The following is a 21,328-nucleotide window of genomic DNA, read 5'->3' on the forward strand; positions in this document are numbered from 1 at the left end:
CCGCGCCCCGCCGCTCCGCTCCCGGCCCGGTCCCGCAGGCGGTGAGGTCCCGCAGGGCCGCCCGGGAGTGCGCCGCGTGGTCGCCCAGCGCCTCGTCGGCCGCCAGGGCGCGGCGCTGGGCGGCCGCCATGGGCCGCAGCGTGACCAGGAACAGGGCGAGACCGGCCGTCAGCGGGGGCAGGACCACCACGAGGAGGGCCGGGTGCAGGGACAGCAGGCCGAGCAGCGCGCCGGCGGCCGTGAAGACGAAGGACCGCAGGGTGAGGACGAGGCCGGCGAAGCTGTCCCGGGCGATCTCGGCCTGGTTCGTCAGCCGCGAGACCGCCGCCCGGTCCGTCCCGCCGGGCCCGCCCCGCGCCGCTCGCGCCATGGACCGGTCGACCGCGCGCCGCACCAGACCGTCGCGCAGCGGCTCGGTCACCCCGGCGAGCTGGGCGAACACGCCCCGGACGACCGGGGCGCCGGACAGTACGCCGACCAGGGCCGCCCCGAGCCACAGCAGCCCGCGGCCCGGGTCACCGGCGAGGAACCCCTCGTCGACGGAGCGGGCGACTGCGTACCCCACCAGGAAGGCCTGCCCGGACTCGGCCAGCGACCAGAGCGCCAGCCGTACCAGCACGCCTTTGCGGTGGGCGAGGAAGCGACGCGCCGGGGGCGCGAGGCGGCGCAGCGCCCCGGCCCCGGCCCCGGCATCGCGGACCGGGGCGCCGTCCGGTGCCTGCGCGGGGCGGTACCCGGCGGGCGTCACGGGCGCACCTCTTCGGGCTCGGCGCCGCGTACGGCCCCCGTACCCCTGCCGCCGGTGCCGGAACCGCCATCGGCACCGGCACCGACGCCGAAGACCGCCCGGTACTCCGCCGTGTGCCACAGGTCGCGGTGGGTCCCGACGGCGCGCACCTTTCCCTCCTCCAGCCAGAGCACCAGGTCGGCCCGGTCCGCGACCGACGGCCGGTGCGCGACCACGAGCCTGGTCCCCGGCCGCACCGAGCGGCACAGCGCCAGGTTCACCTCGTGCTCCGTGGCGGTGTCCAGACTGGACGTGGCGTCGTCCATCACCAGCAGCCGCCCGGCGTGCGCGAAGGCCCGCGCCAGTCCGAGCCGCTGGTGTTCCCCGCCCGACAGGGGCGCCTTGGGCAGCGGAGTGTCGTAGCCGTGCGGCAACCGGCGTACGAAGCCGTCGGCACCCGCCGCGCGGGCCGCCCGCCGTACCTGCTCACGCGACGGCCGCCGGGACCCGGTGGCGATCGCCTGCGCGACCGTGCCCTCCCCCAGTACGGGGCGTTCGAAGGCGTGGGCCACCTCGGTACGCAGCGCCTCGCGCGTCAGGCGGTCGAGCCGGACGCCGTCCAGCAGTACGTGTCCCTCGTCCGGGTCGATCAGCCGTCCCGCCACCGCCGCCAGGACGGACTTGCCCGCGCCGCTGCGGCCGACCACCGCGACCGTGCTGCCGCCCGGCACCCGCACGCGGTCGACGCGCAGCACCTCCCTGCCGCCGCGCAGTACGCGCACCCCGAGCAGTCGCAGCTCTCCCGGGCCGTCCGGAGGCAGCCGCCGGGTGCCGTACGCCAGCGCGGGCATCTCTTCCAGCTCCTGGGTCCTGCGCCGTGCCTCGCGGGCCCGTACGATCGCCCCGAGCAGCGACGCCGCCGCGCCGACACCGGCGGTGAGCTGCGCGTACCGGCCGACGGCGAGCAGGTCCCCCACGCTCAGTTCGCCCGCCGCCAGACGCAGCCCGCCGACGGCGGTGGCGACCAGCGTGAGGAGCGGGACCAGGACGCCGCTCCTGCCGAGCGCCCGTCCGTGCAGGGCCCACATGTGCCGCCCCTGGGCGGCCAGTCCGGCCAGCGGCGCCAGGATGCGGGCGCGCTCCCGGTCGCCGGTTCCGGCGGCGCCGATCGTGTCCGCGCCCTCCAGGGCTTCGAGCAGCCGGGAGGCGATCAGGGACTGCGTGCGCTGGTAGGCGGCGACCGTGGCGCCCGTGTCGCGGGCGAAGGAACGCAGCAGCAGGGCCAGGGCGGGCAGGCCGGTCAGCACGCACAGCGCCACCCACACGTCGACGAGGGCCAGCGCCACGAGGGCGCCCAGCGGGGTGATCAGTGAGGCCGCCAGTGCCGCCCGGGCCGCCGGGGCGCCGCCCGCGTCCGCGGCGTTGAGGGTCAGGCGGGTCCCGACGTCGCCCGGTGGATGCGGTCGCGCGTTCTCGGGTGCGGCGCGCAGCAGTCCACGCAGGGCACGGGTGCGGACGGACGCCGTCCAGGTGGCGTTGCAGCGGCCGGTGAACAGGGAGGTCGCGCTGTCCAGCAGCAGTTCACCCAGGAGCAGCCCGGCGCTCAGCGGGAGCCACCGGCCCGCGTCGCCGTCGCGCAGCAGCAGATCCAGTGTGCGGCCGAGGACCAGGGGCTGGGCCACCGCCGCCGCGGCCGCCGCGACCGAGCACAGCAGCACCAGCGCTTCCAGCGTGCGCCCGGGCGCCGCGCCGTCGGTCCCGTTCCGCCTCCCCGGCGCCTGCCGCGCCGCGGGCCTGCTCGTTCGCACCAGCGAAATCCTCCGTAGGTCCCGGGAGGGAAGGCGTCGGCGCCCCGGGACGGAACCCGGGGCGCCGAGCCCGGCGACACGGCTCACCGTGTCGCCGCGGCCGTGAACTCCCGCGTCAGTTACAGGTGGTGATGCTCAGGCTGCTGTCGCCGCAGAGCAGGAGGCTCGCGCGGCTACCGGTCTCGACGTCCCCCATGGCCTCTTCCTTCGGGGTCTCCATCGACTGCAGGTCGAACAGGTTCATGACTCTTCCCTTCGTACGGCAACGGGTGTGCTCTTCTCACGACCCCTGGTGGGGCCGGGTCAGGGGGCCGCGCTCGGGCGCGGCGGCAGGAACGGCAGTTCGGCGGGCTTGTCGCCGAGGACGGAGGCGACGGCCAGCAGGCAGCCGGCCGTTCCGGTGGAGAGGTCCATGGACAGGCGCATCATCTGCTCGCCGGGGAAGGCGAGCCGGTCCCGGTAGGACATGGCGTGCCAGGACAGGGCGTCGAGTTGGCGCCGTACGGCCTCCGGGCCCGCGCCGGGGGCCGTGGCCGAGGTGCGGCCCAGGTACAGGACCATTCCGGCCACGCCCCGGTACAGGCCCGGCTGGGCGTAGAACATCGCCTGGGCCGCGGCCACGATCTCGTTCCTGGCCCGCGCGAACTCCTCGTCCGCGCGGTGCGCCAGGTAGTCGTCCAGCACCATGCCGATGCCCACGCTGCCGGCGCCCAGGTAGGGCATGGTGCGCCAGCCCTCGTCGACCTGCAGCGCGCCGCCCGCGCCGCGGACACAGCGGGCGAGGTCCTGGCGCAGCGCGTCGCGGGCGAGGTCGAGGAGGGCGGAGTCCCGGGTGCGTTCGAAGAGACGCAGGAAGAGCAGCGCCCGGCCGGCGCCGCCGTACAGCAGCCCGGCGCGGGCCCGGCCGCGGCTCACGCGGTCGGCCGGTACGCGGTCGGCGGGCGCGCCGTCGGCGGTCAGCTCGGCGCAGCGCAGCGCCGCCGAGTGGAGCGCGTCCTGACCGGTGGTGGCGGCCAGCGAGTCCAGGGCCAGGCCGAGGCCCGCGCTGCCGCCGTGCAGGTCCGGGCCCAGGTGGTCGAGGGGCTGGTCGAGGAGGAGTTCGGTGAGGTCGAGGGCGCGGTCGCGGTGGCCGAGACGGTCCAGGGTCCAGGCGATTCCGGCGAGTCCGTCGTGGCGAACTGCGCGATGTCGCCGGGGAAGAGGCGGTCCGTGCGCGACGGCGTCGCGCAGGCGCGGATCGCCGCGGCCATGGAGTCCCGGCTGCGCGGCCAGTCGTCCGGCCGGACCGGTGCCACGGGCCCCGCGGGCCGCCCTGCCGGCGGGCCCGCGGACCGTCGGGGCTCCGGGTCCCCGTCGCCGCGCGTGATCTCGTCGACGGCCTCGTCCAGGAAGGCCCGGTCCACCGGGAACTGCTCGGCCACCACGTCCGCGAGGTGCGCCGCCTTGCGCCGGTCGACGGCCAGCAGGCTGGTGAGCGGGAGGAACAGCGCGAGCCGCAGACACGCCAGGGCGTACCGGTCCACCGCCACACCGCGCCGGTCGGAAGGTGCCACGAACCCCGGGTTGGCCACAATCTGGCGCCCGGGTCCGTCGACGTCGTGGGCGGCCTCGAAGTCCAGCAGGGCGACGCTGCCGTCGTCCCGGATCATGATGTTGAACAGGTGCAGGTCGTTGAAGACCACGCCCCGTGCGTGGACCTGCGCGACGGCGCGTTCCACCCGCGCGTGGACGTCGAGGGCCCAGGCGGTGTACTCGGCCAGTCTCCGCTCCCCCGGGTCCGCCTCGATGAGCGGGTGGCGGCGGGCGAAGAACGTGTTGAGCGGCTTGCCGTCGAGGTACTCCAGGACGAGGAAGTGGTGCTCCCCGACCGTCAGGTGGTCCAGCACCTCGGGCGTGCAGTCGAGGCCCGACAGCCGTTCCAGCGCCCGGCGTTCGCGGTGCAGCCGGGTCACGGCGTCGGCGCCGTCGGCCGCCAGCCCGGCGTGCGGACGGGCCTCCTTGAGGACGACCCGCTCGCCGGTGCGGGTGTCGCGGGCGAGGTAGACGCCCCCGCCGTTGGAGAAGTGCAGCGCCGACTCGACGGTGCAGGGCAGGCCGGTCATCGTCACCGCGGCGCGGGCGTCGAGGTGCGGGCGCAGGAAGGCGGGCGGGTCGACCCAGTCCGGGACGCGGAAGACCGGGCCGCGCAGGTCGGGCACGAGCACACCGTCGCGGCCGGTCACGGCGGGTCTCAGCTGTCCGTCCGCGTCGTAGCAGTCGCGGCGGGTGAAGCCGCCGTAGCGGACGTGCACGGGGCCGTCGCCGATGCGCAGGTCGCTCAGGATGTGCGGTCCCAGCTCGCCGGCCAGCAGCTCGGACAGTTCCCCCGTGAGTCGTTCGAAGTCCGCCTCGTCCGCCGGGTACACGGTGATGAACTTGCCGCTGCCGGCCCGGTCCGCGTACTTGGCGTTGCGCTGGTGCAGCAGATAGCGGCTGGGCACGAACTTGAAGGCCGTGCCGCCGGCGACGCAGTAACGCCAGACGCGGTCGAGCACGGTCTCGGCGTTGTCGAGGCAGGCGGAGACATGGATCTTCCACCCCTGTGCGGGAAGGTCGGCGTCGACCGGGCGCAGCGCGAGCCAGTCCCCGCTCTCGTGGCGCTGCCATCCCTCGGGTACGGGCGAGGACGCCGCGGCGTACCGGGAGCGCGAGGTCCCGGTCCGGGGTGCCGTGCGGTGCGGGGCGTCGTAGAAGTACGGGTCCGCGTCGCAGTACACGGCGTAGCCCTTGTTCACGCCTTCTCCCTCCCACCGGTCGCTGACGGGGACGACGCTGTCACGGGGCGCAGGGCGCCGCACAGTTGCCGCTGTCATGACTCCGACGTGCGGAACGCACAGGTAACTTCGCGGGACGCGGACGCGGGACGCGGACGCGGGACGCGGACGCGGGAGCGGGGGAATTCCGCCGGGCGGAAGTCCTGTTGCCGGGGCCGGGCGGCGTGGCGATGGTGTGACCACACGACGTCAACGACGACGGGAGCCGCGCATGCCGCACATGACCGCCTTCGCCAGGAACCAGTGGTACGTCGCCGCCTACCGTCACGAGGTGGGGCGCGAGTTGCTGGGCCGCACGGTGCTCGGTGAACCGCTCGTGCTCTACCGCGCCGAGGAGGACGGGAGCCCGGTCGTCCTGCACGACCGGTGCGTGCACCGCCGCTATCCGCTGTCCGAGGCGCCGACGCGGCTGGACGGCGACCGGATCGTGTGCGGGTACCACGGGTTCACGTACGACACGACCGGCACCTGTGTGTACGTGCCGGGCCAGAAACGGGTCCCGCGCACCGCCCGGGTCGCCTCCTACCCGGTGGCCGAGCGGGACTCCCTGGTGTGGGTGTGGATCGGCGACCCGGCGCTGGCCGACCCGGAGGCGGTGCCGCGGGCCCGGCACCTGGACGCGCCGGGCTGGGTCACGGTCCGGGGCATGGAGCCGATCGACGCCGACTACGGGCTGCTGGTCGACAACCTCCTCGACCTGTCCCACGAGACGTATCTGCACGGCGGTTACATCGGCACCCCCGAGGTGGCCGAGACGCCGATCACCACCGAGGTCGACGAGGGCGCCGGGATCGTCCGGGTGAGCCGGCACATGGACGACGCCGAGTGCCCGCCGTTCTACGCCAGGTCGACGGGCATCAGCGGGCGCATCGACCGCCGGCAGGACATCGAGTACCACGCGCCCTGTCTGTACGTGCTGCACAGCCGGGTCGCCCCGACCGGTGTGGTGCCCGCGCCCGACGGCGGCGATCCGGACGGTTTCCACACCGAGATCACGTACGCCATCACGCCGTCCGGCGACGGAAAGGTGTACGACTTCTGGGCGGTCTCCCGGGACTGGGCGACGGACGACGCCGAGGTCACCGAGTTCCTGTACAAGAACAACCGCACGGTCGTGATGCAGGACGTCGACGCGCTGAACCTGCTCCAGCGCACCCTCGGCGGTGAGCGCACCGGCTACCAGGAGCTGAGCATCAACATCGACACCGGGGGCCTGGCCGCCCGCCGCATCCTGGCCCGGCTGGTCGAGGAGGGCGCCGGGACCGAGCCGCGGGTGGCCCGGTGAGCGGGCGTACCGGCGAGGTCTACCGCGTCGACTGGCTGCCCGGCACCGACGTGCTGCGCGGCACCTGCCACTGCGGCGCCGAGCACACCGCCGAGGACCCCGTCACGATGTGGGACTGGATGCTCGCCCACCCGCGAGGACACGAGCTGCCCGGGGGCGGTTCATGACCCGGTACGAAGCCGAACTCGTCGTCGCCCGCCGGGAGTCCGCGGCCGACGGCGTGCTCGTCCTCACCCTGCGCCGTCCGCTGGACGAACCGCTCCCGGCCTGGGAACCCGGCGCCCACGTCGACGTCGCCCTCCGTCCCGGCCTGGAGCGTCAGTACTCGCTGTGCGGCGACCCGGCCGACCGGGCGGAGTGGCGGATCGCGGTACTGCGCGAGAAGGACGGGCGGGGCGGCTCGGCCTACGTCCACGGGGAGTTGCGGGCCGGGGACAGGGTCCGGGTGCGCGGCCCGCGCAACAACTTCCGGCTGGAGCGCGCGCCCCGCTACCGTTTCGTCGCCGGCGGCATCGGCATCACCCCGGTCCTGCCGATGCTGGCCGCCGCCGAGGAGGCGGGCGCCGAGTGGACCCTGCTGTACGGCGGGCGGACCCGGGCCGGGATGGCGTTCACGCAGGAGCTGGCGCGGTACGGCGACCGGGTGACGCTCGTGCCGGAGGACGAGTCGGGGCTGCCCGACCTCGCGTCCGTGCTCGACGACGTGCCCCCGGGCACCCTCGTCTACTGCTGCGGACCGGGCCCGCTGCTGGACGCCGTCGAGGCGCGCTGCCCGGCCGGGAGCCTGCGCGTGGAGCGGTTCCGCCCCAAGGAGGCCGACGCTCCGGCCCCGGCGGAGGCGGAGTTCGAGGTCGTCCTCGCGCGCAGCGGCCGTACGGTCGCCGTCCCGCCCGGCGTCTCGGTCCTGGACGCGGTCCGCGGAGCGGGCGTCGAGGTGCTCTACTCCTGCACGGAGGGCACCTGCGGGACCTGTGAGACGGAGGTCGTCGAGGGCGAACCGGACCACCGGGACTCGGTGCTCACCGAGGAGGAGCGGGCCGCCGGGGAGACGATGCTCATCTGTGTGTCGCGGTGCCGCGGCCGGCGGCTCGTGCTGGACCTGTGACTCCGCGCGGACGCACGCTCGGTTGAAACCTCAACGGCCCATCTCGGCACGGGCATTGACCAGGGCCGCGCCCCGGCCCTACGTTCCCGCTGAGCACGTTCCCACTGAGCACGTTCCACTGAGCACGTTCCTCCAGGGGGAGTCATGCGTCGTCTGTTCGTCGGCCTCACGGCCGTGTCCGTCCTGGCCGCCGCGACGGCGTGCGGCTCGTCCGACGACTCCGGGGGGTCGGACGGGTCCGGCTCCTCGGGGGGCACCACCGAGGTGAAGGTGGGCCTCATCCCCATCGTCGACGTCGCCCCCCTGTACCTCGGTCAGAAGAAGGGGTTCTTCGAGAAACAGGGACTGAGGCTGTCCTTCTCCAGCGCGCAGGGCGGCGCGGCGATCGTGCCGGGCGTGGTCAGCGGCCAGTTCCAGTTCGGCTTCAGCAACATGACGTCCCTGATGATCGCCCAGTCGAACGACGTGCCGGTGAAGGCGGTGGCCAACGGCATCGCCTCGACCGGTGAGGTGGGCGAGGACTTCGAGGCGCTCACCGTCAAGGGGGACAGCCCGCTCCGGTCGCCCAAGGAGCTGGAGGGCAAGAAGGTCGCCATCAACACGCTGAAGAACATCAACGAGACCGCGGTGCGGGCCTCGGTGCGCAAGGCGGGCGGCGACCCCGACGAGGTGGAGCTGGTGGAGCTGGCCTTCGACCAGATGCCGGCCGCGCTCGACGCCGGGCGGATCGACGCGGCGATGGTGGTGGAACCGGCGCTGGCCACGATCAAGAGCCAGGGCGGCCGGGAGATCGCCTCCCCCATGATCGACGTGGCGCCGGAGCTGACGGTCGCCATGTACTTCACCTCCACCCAGTACGCGGGGGAACACCCCGAGGTGGTGAAGAAGTTCCAGGACGCCACCGCGCAGTCCCTCGCGTACGCCGACGCGCACCCCGACGAGGTCCGCGAGATCGTCACCACCTACACGAAGATCCCGGCGGACGTGCTGGCGAAGGTGACCCTGCCGAAGTGGCCGGCCGAGCCCAACCGCGCCGCCGTCGAGGAGCTGGCGAAGCTCGGCGCGGCGGACGGGCTGTTCAAGCAGACGCCGGACCTGGACAAGCTGCTGCCGTGAGGGGCGCGAACGCCGCACTGGGCGCGGCCGGGCTCGCGGCCTTCCTCGCCCTGGGTGAGGCGGTGCCGCGGCTCGGCCTGGTCGAGGAGGACTACTTCCCGCCCACCAGCCGCATCGCCGACGCGCTCGCCACGGAGGCCGCGGACGGCGCCTTCTGGACCGCGCTCGGCGACACCCTCACCGGCTGGGCGCTGGGCCTGGCCGTCGCGGTCGGCGCGGGGATCGTCGTGGGCGTGCTGCTGTCCGTGGTCCCGTACCTGCGCGAGGCGACGGCGTCCACGATCGAGTTCCTGCGCCCCATCCCGTCGGTCGCGCTGATCCCGCTGGCGGTGCTGCTGTACGGCACCGAGCTGCGGTCGGTACTGCTCCTGGTGGTCTACGCCGCCTTCTGGCAGGTGCTGATCCAGGTCCTGTACGGCGTCCGGGACGTCGACCCGGTCGCCGAGGAGACGGCGCGCTCGTACGGCCTGGGCGCCTGGGCGCGGATCCGGTACGTGCTGTGGCCGACCGCGCTGCCGTACGTCATGACGGGGGTGCGGCTGGCGGCGGCCGTGGCGCTGATCCTCGCCGTCACCGCCGAACTCGTCGTCGGCGCGCCGGGCCTGGGCGCCCGGATCGCCGTGGCGCAGACCTCGCAGGCCGTGCCCGAGATGTACGCGCTGATCGTCGTCACCGGTCTGCTGGGCCTGCTGATCAACGTCGGCGCGCGGTCGGTGGAGCGGCGGGCGCTGGCCTGGCACCAGTCCGTGCGCGGGGAGGTGGCGGTGTGAGGCGCCTGCTGCTGCGGCTGGTACTGGTGTGCGCGCTGCCGGTGGTCCTCGTGGCCGTCTGGTGGGTGGCCTCGGCCGGCAGCGAGGACGTGTACTGGCCGCCGCTGCGGACGATCGTGGAGACCTTCCCGGACGTGTGGACCGGCGAGCGGTGGCGCGGTGACGTGCTGCCCAGTGTGCTCCGGCTCGCCGCCGGTTACGCGCTGGCGGCCGTCGCCGGCGTCGGGCTCGGCACGCTGATCGGCTCCTACCGGCGGGTGCGGGCGGTGTGCGAGCCGGTGCTGGAGTTCCTGCGCGCGGTGCCGCCGCCGGTGCTGGTGCCGGTCATCATGCTGTTCGCGGGCATCGGCGACACGATGAAGATCGTCGTCATCGCCGCCGGGTGTGTCTGGCCGGTGCTGCTCAACACGGTCGAGGGGGTGCGGGCGGTGGACGCGGTGGCGGCCGAGACGGCCCGCTCCTACGGCATCACGGGAGCGGCACGGCTGCGGCACGTGGTGCTGCGCTCGGCGAGCCCGCAGATCTTCGCGGGGCTGCGCCAGGCGCTGTCGATCGGCATCATCCTGATGGTGATCAGCGAGATGTTCGCGGCCAGCAACGGGCTGGGCTTCACCATCGTGCAGTTCCAGCGTTCCTTCGCGATCCCCGACATGTGGACCGGCATCCTGCTGCTCGGACTGCTCGGCTTCGTGCTGTCGGTCCTCTTCCAGCTGGTCGAGCGGCGGGCGCTCGGCTGGTACCACGGCCTGCGCGCCGCCGCCCGGCGGTCCCGGTGAGACCGCGCCTCGTGACTCGTGACGACTCGTGAAAGGGCGGTCCATGCTCGACGTACGCGGCCTGAAGAAGGTGTACGAGGGTTCGGGGCGGCGCGTCGAGGCGGTGCGCGATCTGACCTTCACCGTGGCGGCCGGTGAACTGGTGTGCCTGGTCGGCCCGTCGGGCTGCGGCAAGACGACGCTGCTGAAGTGCGTGAGCGGACTGCTGGAGCCGACGGCGGGCGAGGTGCTCCTGGCCGGCCGCCGGGTGGCCGGTCCGCCGCCCGGGATGGCGTTCGTCTTCCAGGAGTACGGACGCAGTCTGTTCCCGTGGATGCGGGTCGGCCAGAACGTCGAACTGCCCCTGAAGCGGAAGGATCTGAGCCGGGCGCGGCGCGGGGAGCTGGTCGCCGACGCCCTCGCCTCGGTCGGGCTCGCGGACGCCGCCGGGGCCTACCCGTGGCAGTTGTCCGGCGGCATGCAGCAGCGGGTGGCCATCGCGCGGGCGCTGGCGTACGAGCCCGAGGTGCTGCTGATGGACGAGCCGTTCGCGGCGGTGGACGCGCAGACCCGCGCCGAGCTGGAGGACCTGGTACGGGCGTTGTGGCGGGAGCGGGGCATCACGGTGCTGTTCGTCACCCATGACATCGACGAGGCCGTCTACCTGGGGCAGCGGGTGATCGTGCTGTCCGCCTCCCCCACCGTCGTGCGGGAGGAGCTTCGCGTCGACCTGCCGGACGGGCGGGACCAGTTGCACACCCGGGTGGCCCCGCGCTTCGCGGAGTTGCGCACCCACGTGTACGAGCAGGTCCAGGCGGCGAAGCGCGGGACGGCACACGCACCGCTCGAGAAGTCGCTCGGGGAGCCGCGGGGGGCGGACGCCCCGCCCCCGCACTGACCGCCGGTCACTCGGCGGCGGGGACGACCCTCAGGTGGGCGGGGGCGCGACGGGCGCGCGGCGACCGGTGCGCGGCGCGGCGCGGCTCCCGCAGGACCAGCGTCAGCCGGGTGTAGCCCAGCTCCTGGAGCGCTCCGGACGTCTCGACCACGACCCGGCACTCGGTGGCGCCCCGGCGCGGATCGGGGTGGTGCAGCGGCCGTACGGCGCCGTCGTGTTCGACGGCCCGGTCGCCGACGGCACGGATCCAGTGCGGCAGGCCCTGGCGGTAGGCGGCCTCCATGAGCGGGTCCTGGGCGATGTCCCGGCGGACGGCCTGCAGGCCGGGGTCGTGGCCGTGGCGCTCCAGCGTGGCGGCGAAGTGCGCCAGCATGGGCAGGCACCAGCTCGACTCGTGCTCGCCGAGGACCGTGGCGGCGTCGGGGTGGAAGAGGACGAACCGGAGGAAGTTGTCGTCCGGCATGGCCGTCGGATGCGGTCCCGCGCCCTGGAAGAGTGTCCGGAAGGCGCCGTTGGCCAGCACCACGTCCCAGCGGTGGTCGACGACCAGGGACGGGAAGGGGACGGCCTCCAAAAGCGTGGTGTAGTCCTGGAGATAGGCCTGGGCCTCGGGCGTCGCGGGGGCGGGCCGCGGCGCCGACCGCTGCCCTCCTGCCTGAAATGCCATCGGGAGGTCACCCCTCTTGCCTATGCGGCCTTCTCGCGGCGTCCCGCATCCTGGCGCCCCGACGCGCGGTGTGTCAACTATCGTGGCATTTCGTGCCTGTTGACGGCTGAAATAGGCCACAGTTGTGGCGATGCCTGGATGTGAGTTCGAGCGGCAGGCTACTCTCCGGGAAGTTCACGGCAACTGCTTGTGAGAAGCCTGTGAGGCCTGTGAGAGACGTAGGAGAGCAGTCGGTGACGGGTGGCTTCGAAGGTCCGGGCACGGTGCCGGCCACCACGCCGACCGCCGTCGTCGCCCGGGTCGGCGCACTCGCCGACCGCCTCGGCGTGCCGCACACCGAGGTCTTCGACGTCCGCCGGCTGTCCGCCGCCTCCGGCGTTCCCGAGTCCGTCGTCGGGGCTCTGCTCGGCGGCCGCCCGGCGGGTGAGCCCGACGTCCGGATCAGGTTCGTGCAGCGCCTGGACCTGCTGCGCCGCACCCGGCTGAAGCCGAACGGCCGCAAGTACACCCAGCAGGAGATAGCCGACGGCGCCGGGATGTCCCGGCAGCAGGCCGGCGCCCTCATCAACGGCGACCGGCGCCCCACCATGGAGCACTGCGACGCCATTCAGCGCTTCTTCCGGGTGCACGCCGGATTCCTCACCGCCGAGGACCCCGAGGCGCTCGCGGGCGCCCTCCAGCGCACCGAGCAGGAACTGCTCCAGCAGCTCGCCGACCGGGAGCGGGAGGCGGCGGCCGACGCCGACGACCCGCTGGAGCGGCTGCTCCAGGACCACGGAGTGCGCGGCATCGCCTGGCGGGCCGCGCAACTGCCCACCGACCAGCACCGCGACAAGGTCGCCGAGTGGCTGGACATGCTCCTGGAGAGCGTCAAGCGGCCCGAGTCCTGAGCCCCGGGCAGGAGCCTCGGCCGGGTCCCGGCCGCCGGGCACGACGGGCAAGTGCTGGTCCGATCGGTGCGGTTGGGCGGTGCACGGGGCGCGGCCGGACGGGATTGTCAGTGGTGGACGGCAAGCTGGGAGGGTGCCGTCGCCGTGCGGGGGCGCGTGACCGCTGACGTCGTTGTGGGGAGAGCCGACCGATGACCACCGCCGTACTGACCGATCACGAACGCACCGCCGTCCAGGCCTACCTGCGGCTCCTGCACACCGTGCGGGCCGGTTTCGACACCGGGGCCGGTCCCGGCGGCTCTCCCCGGCCGCCCGTCGTCCCGCCCTCCGTGCTGGCCGAGGCGGAGCAGGCCCTGCGGGCCGCGGGACTGACGGGGAACGAGGAGGCGTTCTTCCGGCTGTTGCGGGACTGGTGCCCGCGTCCCTGACCGGGGCCGGCGGCCCGGTCGCCGCTCAGGTGCGGGGGACCGTGATCGCCGTGGCGACCAGGCCGTCGCGGGCGGTCCAGCGGCCGTCGAAGCGGTTCAGGCGCCTGCCCGCCACGGTCGGTCCCGGCACCAGGAGGTCGGCGTGCAGGGTGCCGCGGCGCGGGTCGACCGGGTCCACGCACAGCTCGATGTCCGCCTCCGAGAAGTCCAGCCACTGCCCGGTGAGGGGGAACCACGCCTTGTAGACCGACTCCTTGGCGCTGAACAGCAACCGGTCCCAGTGCACCCCGGGCCGCGCCTCGTCCAGTCGCCGCAGGCGGGCCGCCTCGGCGGGCAGGGCGATGGTTTTGAGGACGCCGTCCGGGAGCGGCCCGTCGGGTTCGGCGTCGATGCCGAGCGAGGCCAGGTCGGTCAGGCGGACCAGGGCGGCGGCGCAGTAGCCGTCGCAGTGGGTCATGCTGCCGGTGAGGCCGTCCGGCCAGCGCGGGGCGCCGCGTTCACCGGTCAGTACGGGCTGCGGGGGCACGCCGAGCTTCTCCATCGCCCGGCGGGCGCAGGACCGCACGACGGTGAACTCCCGGCGCCGCTTGGCGACCGCCCGCGCGACGATCGCCTCCTCCTCCGGGTGGAGGGGCAGATGACCGGCGTCGTCGCGGCCGAAGGCCTCCACGCTGACGACCGTGTCGGGCAGCAGTTCCTCGATCAACGGGTCACCTCCTGGCGCGACGGCGCCGTGGGGGCCTGCGTCGACGGCAGGATGCGGCGCAGTTGCCCGGGCGGCCCGGGCCGCTTGCGCCACTCGCGGGGATAACCCACCGACACCTCCTCGAAGCGGACCCCCTCGTGCCAGGTGGTGCGCGGGATGTGCAGGTGCCCGTAGACCATGGTGTCGACCCGGAACCGGCGGTGCCAGTCGGCGGTCAGCGAGGTGCCGCACCACATGGCGAACTCGGGGTACCACAGGACGTCGGTGGGGTGCCGGTGCAGCGGATAGTGGTTGACGGGGATCGTCGGCAGGTCCGCGGGGATCTCGGCGAGCCTGCGCTCGGTCTCCTCGACCCGCGCCCGGCACCAGGCCTCACGGCTGGGATAGGGATCGGGGTGCAGCAGGTACTCGTCGCTGCACACGACACCGGTGCCCTGCGCGTACTCCAGGCCCTCGGCCTTGGTCGCGCATCCCGCGGGCAGGAACGAGTAGTCGTAGAGCAGGAACAGCGGTGCGACGACCGCCGGGCCGCCCGCGCCCTCCCATACCGGGTAGGGGTCCTCAGGGGTGGTCACGCCCAGTTCCCGGCACATCGCGACGAGGTGCTCGTAGCGGGCGACGCCGCGCAGGGCGACCGCGTCCCTGGAGGGCGTCCACAGTTCGTGGTTGCCCGGGACCCAGACGACCCGGCGGAAGCGGTCCGCCAGGGTGCCGAGCGCCCAGCGGATGTCGGCGACGGTCTCCGCCACGTCGCCGGCCACCAGGAGCCAGTCGTCGTCGGACTCGGGGTGCATCCGCTCGACCAGGGCCCGGTTCTCCTCGTAACCGATGTGCAGATCGCTGATGGCCCACAGCCCCGGAGCACCGGCCCTCGACGTCATCGCCCACCCCTTCCAGACGCCCGTCCGACGTCACGAGATCACATCCCCGCCCCGGTCACAAGGCGGCCCCCGGGCCCGCCGCGACGGGGCCCGGAGGCCGCCCGGAGCGCCGGTCCGGCGCATCCGTGTGACGCTCGTTGCGCCCGGGGCCGCGCGTACCCCTATGATCGCCCCAACACCACCGCCACGACTCTCCTTTCGCGCAGAGCGGCTCGGTGTCCCTCCAACCCCCTGGCCGGGCACGGCCCGCTTCGCCCTGCCCGCGAACCCCGGAAGGCGGCTTGCATGGCTTCTCCCGTACGCGTCTGGCTCAACCGCACGTACGCGGAGAACGTGTTCTTCATGGATCAGCTGCGGAGAAATCCCGCCGACCGGGCCGTCGAGATCCATGCCACGCACGGTGATCCGGACTCCCCCGTGCTGGCCGCCGCGGACACCGCCGACCTGGAACCCGAGGGGCTCTCCCCCGCCGGTTACGTCGAGTACGCCCTGGCGCAGTGCGCGCGGCGCGGCATCGACGTGTTCGTGCCCCGGCTGCACCAGTCGGCGATCGTGGCGCACCGCGACGAGTTCGAGGCGGCCGGTACGGCGCTGCTCGCGCCGCCGCCGGAGGCGGTGGCCCTGTTCGGGGACAAGGTGATCGCCTACGAGGCGGTCCGGGCGATCGGCGTGCCGGTGCCGCCGTGGTGGCGGGTGCGCACGGCCGACGAACTGGTCCTCGCGGTGGAGGAACTGGAGGCCGACGGCCACCGGGCGTGCTTCAAGCCGGCGTCCGGCGCGGGCGGTGTGGGCTTCCGGATGGTCACCCGGGACCCCTTCTCGCTCGCACACCTGAACGGCTTCCCGAGCCCGTCCGTGCCGCTGCCGCTGGTCGTCGAGGCACTGCGGGCGGCCGAGGAGCCCGTGGACTGGCTGGTGATGCCGCGCCTGGAGCAGCCGGAGGTCTCGGTGGACCTTCTCACGGGGCCCGACAACCGGGTCCGGCTGGCGGTGGGCCGCACCAAGAACGGCCGCCGCCGGGGGTTCACCCTGCACGAGCGGTGGCTGGCACCGGCACGGCGGATCGCCGAGGCGTTCGGGCTGCACCACGTGTCCAACGTGCAGTTCCGGATGTACGGCGACCGGCCCGTCCTGATGGACGTCAACACCCGCCCGGCCGGCGGGCTGCACCAGCTGGCGCTGTGCGGCCTCAACGTGCCGTGGGCGGCGGTCCGGCTGGCCCTCGGGGACGACCCGGGTGAGCTGGAGCCGCCGTTCCTGGGCCAGGACTACGCGGTGGTCTCCGGACCGCGCCCGCTGCGCCCGGTGTCCCTGCCCCAGCAGCGCCCGGACCTGCCCGCCGTCGCGACGCCCGTACCGTCGCCGGAACCGGGACCGGCGCGGACGGCGGCCGCCGCACCGGCACCGGCGACGTCCGCGCCGGTGGGCCTCACCTGAGGTACGCGAGCCCCGGGTGCACCGCCCGGTAGCCGTCGACGAGGCGGTGGGCGACGTCGACCGAGTCGACGAGGGGGTGCAGGGCGAAGGCGCGTACCGCGGTCGCGCGGGAGCCGGTCTCGGCCGCGGTCAGGACGTCGCGCTCGACGGCCTTGACCGCGCAGACCAGGCCGGTGGCGTGGTCCGGCAGCGGGTCGGCCGCCATCGGGTGGGCGCCGTTCGCGTCGACCAGGCAGGGGACCTCGACCACCGCGTCGCGATCGAGGACGGACAGCGTGCCGCGGTTGCGGACGTTGAGGATCAGGGTGGCGCGTTCGTCGCGGGCCACGGCCCGCATCAGCGCCAGCGCCACCTTCTCGTACCCGCCGGACAGGTCCTCGGCCTCGCGTTCGCCCGCGCCCGCCGTGTCGCGGTTCTCGGCCATGTAGGTCGACTCGCGTTCGGCGCGGGTGCGGTCCCAGGTGGCCAGGGCCGGGACCTCGGGGCGGCGCATCTCGTCGTAGAAGCGGGCCTGCTGGTCGCGCAGGAACGCGCCGCGGGTGCGCTCGGCCTCCTGGTAGGCGCGGACCGTCTCCCGGTTGAAGTAGTAGTAGTGCAGGTACTCGTTGGGGACCGCGCCGAGGGAGCGCAGCCACTCGGGGCCGAAGAGGCGGCCCTCCTCGAAGGAGCCGAGCAGCGCCGGGTCGGCGAGCAGCCGCGGCAGTTCGTCGCGTCCGGCGACGCGCAGTCCGCGCAGCCAGCCGAGGTGGTTGAGGCCGACGTAGTCCACGAAGGCCCGGTCCGGGTCGGCGCCCAGCACGCGGGCGACGCGGCGGCCGAGCCCGACCGGCGAGTCGCAGATGCCGATGACCCGGTCGCCGAGGTGCCGGGACATGGCCTCGGTGACGAGTCCGGCCGGGTTGGTGAAGTTGATGACCCAGGCGTCCGGCGCCAACCGCGCCACCCGGCGGGCGATGTCGACGGCGACCGGGACGGTCCGCAGCCCGTACGCGATGCCGCCCGCGCCGACCGTCTCCTGGCCGAGGACGCCCTCGGCGAGCGCCACCCGTTCGTCGTCGGCGCGTCCCTGGAGGCCGCCGACCCGGATCGCGGAGAACACGAAGTCGGCGCCGCGCAGCGCCTCGTCGAGGTCGGTCGTGGCGGTGACCGCCGGCGCGTCGGGCACCCCGGCCGCCTGTTCGGCCAGCACCCGGGTCACCGCCGTCAGCCGGGCCGGGTCCAGGTCGTGCAGGACGACGTCGGTCACGCGCCCCTCGGCGCGGTCCCCGAGGAGCGCCCCGTACACGAGCGGCACCCGGAATCCGCCGCCGCCCAGCATCGTCAGCCTCACGTCCGCACCCTTCCGTCGCCCGCGGTCGCACTTCCGTCCGGCGCCGATCATGGCACGGCGGGGTGTCCCCGCGCGCGCACCCGCACTCCCCTCTGTCCAGGGGCGGGGCGGGCCCCTACCCTCGGCCCGGTGACCGCCCCCGCCAGCACCGCCCCCGACCGACTGCTCTCCGTGCTGGCCGCGTTCGACCACGCACACCCGGCCCTGTCCCTGACGGAGATCAGCCGCCGGGCCGGGCTGAGCCTGACCACCGCGCACCGGCTGGTGGGCGCCCTGACCCGGTGGGGCGCGCTGGAGCGGGACGAGTCGGGCGTCTACCACGTCGGTCTGCGGCTGTGGGAGATCGCCGCGCTCGCCCCGCGCGGTCTCGCGCTGCGGCAGGTCGCCCTGCCGTACCTGGAGGACCTGTACGAGGCGACCCACGAGAACGTGCAGCTGGCGGTGCGGGACGGCGGCGAGGTCGTCTACATCGAGTGGCTGGCGGCGCGGTCGTCGGTCGGCGTGCGCATCCGGGTCGGAGCCCGCTGGCCGCTGCACGCCACCGGGGTCGGGCTCGCCCTGCTCGCGCACGGCGAACCGGAGTTCCAGGAGGCGTACCGCACGGGTCCGCTCGCCTCCTTCACCCCGTACACGATCACCGACCCGGCACGGCTGCGCCGGGTGCTGGCCGAGGTGCGGCGCACCGGGGCGGCGGTGAGCGACCGTCAGGTCACCGAGGACGCCCTGTCGGTGGCCGCCCCCGTGCACGGCCCGGACGGCACCGTGACGGCGGCCGTGTCGGTCGTCGTGCCGCACGCCGACGCGCGGGTGCCGACGCTGGTCCCGGCGGTCCGGCTGGCGGCCCGCGGCATCTCCCGCGCCCTGGGCTGGCGCCCGGGTGTCCCTCTCACCGGTGAGGACGGGCCCTCGTACGCCCACTGATACTCCGGAGCCCTTCTCGCAAGGACCGGGGGAGACCGGCGGTGCTGACCGACGCCCGCGGTCGTCCGGATGCCGCCCGCCGCGGCGACGGCGGCGCTGCCGGGCCGCCGCGCCCGGTGGGCCCCGAAACCGCGGTCGGGACCTGCCCCGCCCGGCACTTTCGTGACGTTCACGACGTTCACGGGCTGAACTCCCCCGCTCCGCAAGGACTTTCTCGGCTTCACCTCTTGACGGCGGTGGCGGCCCGGAGCACATTGGCCGCACTCTGAGAGCGCTCTCAGACGTCTCCCCGCGGAGCGCGCTCGGGGCGTACCGCTTCCCACTCCCGCATCGAGAGGCGACCCCCACATGAGTCAGACATCCGGCAATCCGCCCAGACGCCGGCCGCTGCGCCGGGCGCTGGTGGCCGTCGTCGGCACGCTCGGCCTCGCCGCGGCGGCCGCGACCGTCACGGGCCCCTCGGCGGGCGCGGCCGTCCCGCCGCCCCCGTCCGGCTGGACGCAGGTCTTCGCCGACGACTTCGACGGCTCGGCCGGCTCCGGCGTGAACACCGCCCATTGGCAGTACGACACCGGCACCTCGTACCCCGGCGGCCCCGCCAACTGGGGCACCGGCGAGATCGAGACGATGACGTCGTCCCCGGACAACGTCTCGTTGGACGGCAGCGGAAACCTGCGCATCACCCCGCGGCGCGACGGCGCCGGCAACTGGACCTCGGGCCGCATCGAGACCAGGCGCGCCGACTTCGAGCCCCCGGCCGGGGGCAAGCTGCGCGTGGAGGCCCGTATCCAGGTCCCGAACGTCACCGGGGCGGCGGCCAAGGGCTACTGGCCGGCGTTCTGGATGCTCGGCTCGCCCTACCGGGGCAACTACTGGAACTGGCCCGGTGTCGGCGAGATCGACATCATGGAGAACACCCAGGGCCTCAACACGGTGTGGTCCACGCTGCACTGCGGCACCTCGCCCGGCGGCCCCTGCAACGAGACCAGCGGCATCGGCGGCAACACCCCGTGTCCCGGCACCACCTGTCAGGCGGGCTTCCACACCTACCGGGTGGAGTGGGACCGCTCGACGAGCGTCGAGGAGATCCGCTTCTCCGTCGACGGCAACACCTTCCACACCGTCCGCGCCAACCAGGTCGACGCGACGACGTGGGCGAACGCCACGAACCACGGCTACTTCATCATCCTCAACGTCGCGATGGGCGGCGGCTTCCCGGACGCGTTCGGCGGCGGCCCGGACGGCGGCACCCAGCCCGGCCACTCCATGCTCGTGGACTACGTCCAGGTGCTGTCGGCCGGTGGGAGCGGTACCACGCCTCCTCCGACCGGCGGCGACCGCGACGCGTACGGCACCATCGAGGCCGAGTCGTACGACGCCCAGTCCGGCACGATGACCGAGGGCACCTCGGACTCGGGCGGCGGGAGCAACCTCGGCGCCCTCGCGAACGGCGACTGGGTGCAGTACAAGGGCGTGAAGTTCGGTTCGAGCGCGGCGACGCAGTTCAAGGCCCGGGTGGCGAGCGGTGCGGCCGCCGGGGTCAGCGGTCTGGTCGAGGTGCGCCTGGACAGCCGTACCGGCACGCCGATCGGCAGCTTCGCCGTGGGCAGCACGGGCGGCTGGCAGTCGTGGCGCACGATCCCGGCGAACATCGCCTCGGTGACGGGCATCCACGACGTGTACCTGACCTTCACCAGCGGGCAGAGCGCCGACTTCGTCAACGTGAACTGGTTCAGCTTCGGCCGCTGAGCGGCGACCGGTCCCTCGCAGGAGGGCGCAGGGGCTCCACGCACCGTGGAGCCCCTGCGTCGTGCCGCGCGGAGTGCCTCAGCGCAGCTCCGCCCGGAAGGCCGCCGGTGTCTGGTCGGTGTGCTGCTGGAAGAACTTGGAGAAGTTCGCCGCGTCCGGGAAGCCGACCGCCGAGCCGACCCGGCCGATCGGCATCTCGGTGTGGGCCAGGAGCCGTTTGGCCTCCAGGACGACGCGTTTGTCGATGAACCCCTTGGGTGTCTCGCCGGTGGCGGCACGCACCGCGCGGACCAGGGTGCGGCGGGAGTAACCGAGCGCGTCGGCGTAGGCGCTGACGCTGTGGTTGGTGGCGAAGCCCCGCTCGACCGCGTTCCGGAAGAGGGTGAAGGTGCTGTCCCCCGGCGCGTCCGCCCGCCCCTCCCGCGCCGCGTGGGCGGAACTCGCCGCGAGATGCGCCAGGCGCAGCAGGAACGCGGACAGCGTGTGGCGCAGTACGGCGGTGTGCAGGCTCAGCGGGAGCGTGGTCGCGTCCTCGTACTCGCGCCGCAACTGGTCGAGCGACGCCGTGAGTCCGGCGAGCCGCGCCTCGTCGGGGCGGAGCAGGGGCGGCAGGTCGTAACGGTAGAGGCCGGTCGCCTCCACGGTGGCGCGGGGCAGGAAGCCGGGCTGCATGGTGAGCACCGTTCCGCGGTACTCGGTCTCGGGCGCGAAGCGGTGGACCTGGCCGGGACGGATCCACAGCAGATCGCCGGCCGACGCCTCGTACTCGGCGAAGTCGATCATGTGACGGACCGGTCCGCCGGTGAAGAGCATGACGACGTGGAAGTCGATGCGGTGCACGCGGTGCAGCGGGGCGTGCGCGTGCCAGGTGCGGCCGGCGCCCATGGGACCGACCTGCACGCCGACTCCGAGGAGGCTGAGATCGACCGGGAAGGGGAACGTTCTGATCCCGTCGCCGCCGCCTTGATGTCTTTCGTCCGCCATGTCCGCCTCGTACCGTCCTACCCGTGCGCCCCGCGGCCGGGGCGTGTCCCAGTTTCAC

General features: G+C 74.0%; 19 protein-coding genes and 2 pseudogenes. 12 read left to right on the forward strand and 9 right to left on the reverse strand.

Annotation, left to right across the window (positions count from 1 at the left end; all coding sequences use genetic code 11):
- The 4 genes and pseudogenes from BZZ08_RS33265 to lanKC form a co-directional block, all read right to left on the reverse strand.
- Positions 1-748, reverse strand: a pseudogene (locus tag BZZ08_RS33265) (ABC transporter ATP-binding protein); the annotation flags it as partial.
- Positions 745-2,535, reverse strand: coding sequence for an ABC transporter transmembrane domain-containing protein (locus BZZ08_RS33270; RefSeq protein WP_241965631.1), 1,791 nt, complete (start codon positions 2,533-2,535; stop codon positions 745-747). The pseudogene BZZ08_RS33265 and the gene BZZ08_RS33270, both read right to left, overlap by 4 nt.
- Before the next feature lie 115 nt (positions 2,536-2,650).
- Positions 2,651-2,779: a mycelium formation morphogenetic lantipeptide SapB gene (gene ramS / locus BZZ08_RS33275; protein ID WP_003972313.1), complete on the reverse strand. Its 129-nt coding sequence runs from the start codon at positions 2,777-2,779 to the stop codon at positions 2,651-2,653.
- A 31-nt stretch (positions 2,780-2,810) separates the two neighbouring features.
- Positions 2,811-5,309, reverse strand: a pseudogene (lanKC, locus tag BZZ08_RS33280) (class III lanthionine synthetase LanKC); the annotation flags it as partial.
- 250 nt (positions 5,310-5,559) lie between these two features.
- Between lanKC and BZZ08_RS33285 the strand changes: the two are divergent.
- The 7 genes from BZZ08_RS33285 to BZZ08_RS33315 all read left to right on the forward strand — a co-directional run bounded on the left by BZZ08_RS33285 (position 5,560) and on the right by BZZ08_RS33315 (position 11,277).
- Positions 5,560-6,633: an aromatic ring-hydroxylating dioxygenase subunit alpha gene (locus BZZ08_RS33285; protein ID WP_104635922.1), complete on the forward strand. Its 1,074-nt coding sequence runs from the start codon at positions 5,560-5,562 to the stop codon at positions 6,631-6,633.
- Positions 6,630-6,800, forward strand: a complete 171-nt coding sequence (locus tag BZZ08_RS33290) for a hypothetical protein (RefSeq protein ID WP_104635923.1) — start codon at positions 6,630-6,632, stop codon at positions 6,798-6,800. The genes BZZ08_RS33285 and BZZ08_RS33290 overlap by 4 nt, the downstream gene beginning before the upstream one ends.
- Positions 6,797-7,738 carry a PDR/VanB family oxidoreductase gene (locus tag BZZ08_RS33295; RefSeq protein ID WP_104635924.1) on the forward strand — a complete coding sequence of 314 codons (942 nt, stop codon included), beginning with the start codon at positions 6,797-6,799 and terminating at the stop codon, positions 7,736-7,738. The genes BZZ08_RS33290 and BZZ08_RS33295 overlap by 4 nt, the downstream gene beginning before the upstream one ends.
- A gap of 144 nt (positions 7,739-7,882) precedes the next feature.
- The gene (locus tag BZZ08_RS33300; protein ID WP_104635925.1) at positions 7,883-8,854 is read left to right on the forward strand and encodes an ABC transporter substrate-binding protein; all 972 of its coding nucleotides are present in this window, start codon (positions 7,883-7,885) and stop codon (positions 8,852-8,854) included.
- A complete protein-coding gene (locus BZZ08_RS33305; RefSeq protein ID WP_104635926.1) occupies positions 8,851-9,624 on the forward strand; it encodes an ABC transporter permease in 774 nt (257 codons plus the stop codon). Before BZZ08_RS33300 ends, BZZ08_RS33305 begins: the two co-directional genes overlap by 4 nt.
- Positions 9,621-10,400, forward strand: coding sequence for an ABC transporter permease (locus BZZ08_RS33310; RefSeq protein WP_104635927.1), 780 nt, complete (start codon positions 9,621-9,623; stop codon positions 10,398-10,400). The genes BZZ08_RS33305 and BZZ08_RS33310 overlap by 4 nt, the downstream gene beginning before the upstream one ends.
- Before the next feature lie 43 nt (positions 10,401-10,443).
- On the forward strand, positions 10,444-11,277 hold the full coding sequence (locus BZZ08_RS33315) for an ABC transporter ATP-binding protein (protein WP_104635928.1): 834 nt from the start codon (positions 10,444-10,446) through the stop codon (positions 11,275-11,277).
- Between the two features lie 7 nt (positions 11,278-11,284).
- Here the strand turns inward: BZZ08_RS33315 and BZZ08_RS33320 are convergent, their stop codons facing one another.
- Positions 11,285-11,944 carry an MmyB family transcriptional regulator gene (locus BZZ08_RS33320; RefSeq protein ID WP_104635929.1) on the reverse strand — a complete coding sequence of 220 codons (660 nt, stop codon included), beginning with the start codon at positions 11,942-11,944 and terminating at the stop codon, positions 11,285-11,287.
- 233 nt (positions 11,945-12,177) lie between these two features.
- On the opposite strand from BZZ08_RS33320, the gene BZZ08_RS33325 reads away from it, so the two are divergent.
- Together BZZ08_RS33325 and BZZ08_RS33330 are read left to right on the forward strand one after the other, a co-directional pair.
- A complete protein-coding gene (locus BZZ08_RS33325; RefSeq protein WP_104635930.1) occupies positions 12,178-12,834 on the forward strand; it encodes a helix-turn-helix domain-containing protein in 657 nt (218 codons plus the stop codon).
- A 191-nt stretch (positions 12,835-13,025) separates the two neighbouring features.
- On the forward strand, positions 13,026-13,262 hold the full coding sequence (locus BZZ08_RS33330) for a hypothetical protein (protein ID WP_104635931.1): 237 nt from the start codon (positions 13,026-13,028) through the stop codon (positions 13,260-13,262).
- 25 nt (positions 13,263-13,287) lie between these two features.
- Here the strand turns inward: BZZ08_RS33330 and BZZ08_RS33335 are convergent, their stop codons facing one another.
- Positions 13,288-13,968 (reverse strand): 4'-phosphopantetheinyl transferase family protein, encoded by a 681-nt coding sequence (locus BZZ08_RS33335; protein ID WP_104635932.1) that lies wholly within the window; start codon positions 13,966-13,968, stop codon positions 13,288-13,290.
- A complete protein-coding gene (locus BZZ08_RS33340; RefSeq protein WP_104635933.1) occupies positions 13,965-14,849 on the reverse strand; it encodes a metallophosphoesterase family protein in 885 nt (294 codons plus the stop codon). Before BZZ08_RS33340 ends, BZZ08_RS33335 begins: the two co-directional genes overlap by 4 nt.
- A 285-nt stretch (positions 14,850-15,134) precedes the next feature.
- Between BZZ08_RS33340 and BZZ08_RS33345 the strand changes: the two genes are divergently transcribed.
- Positions 15,135-16,286 carry an ATP-grasp domain-containing protein gene (locus BZZ08_RS33345; protein ID WP_104635934.1) on the forward strand — a complete coding sequence of 384 codons (1,152 nt, stop codon included), beginning with the start codon at positions 15,135-15,137 and terminating at the stop codon, positions 16,284-16,286.
- Here BZZ08_RS33345 and BZZ08_RS33350 read toward each other — a convergent pair.
- Positions 16,279-17,616 carry a 6-phospho-beta-glucosidase gene (locus tag BZZ08_RS33350; protein WP_198601841.1) on the reverse strand — a complete coding sequence of 446 codons (1,338 nt, stop codon included), beginning with the start codon at positions 17,614-17,616 and terminating at the stop codon, positions 16,279-16,281. The two genes, BZZ08_RS33345 and BZZ08_RS33350, sit on opposite strands and share 8 nt — an antisense overlap.
- A 129-nt stretch (positions 17,617-17,745) precedes the next feature.
- Here BZZ08_RS33350 and BZZ08_RS33355 point away from each other — a divergent pair, with 129 nt between their 5' ends.
- Positions 17,746-18,537, forward strand: coding sequence for an IclR family transcriptional regulator (locus tag BZZ08_RS33355; protein ID WP_104635935.1), 792 nt, complete (start codon positions 17,746-17,748; stop codon positions 18,535-18,537).
- A gap of 348 nt (positions 18,538-18,885) precedes the next feature.
- Entirely contained in the window at positions 18,886-20,286 is a 1,401-nt protein-coding gene (locus BZZ08_RS33360) for a glycoside hydrolase family 16 protein (protein ID WP_104635936.1), read from the forward strand.
- Between the two features lie 78 nt (positions 20,287-20,364).
- Here the strand turns inward: BZZ08_RS33360 and BZZ08_RS33365 are convergent, their stop codons facing one another.
- Positions 20,365-21,270: a helix-turn-helix transcriptional regulator gene (locus BZZ08_RS33365; protein WP_104635937.1), complete on the reverse strand. Its 906-nt coding sequence runs from the start codon at positions 21,268-21,270 to the stop codon at positions 20,365-20,367.
- Positions 21,271-21,328: the final 58 nt, after the last annotated feature.

Source organism: Streptomyces sp. MH60 (assembly GCF_002939385.1).
Classification (GTDB): domain Bacteria; phylum Actinomycetota; class Actinomycetes; order Streptomycetales; family Streptomycetaceae; genus Streptomyces.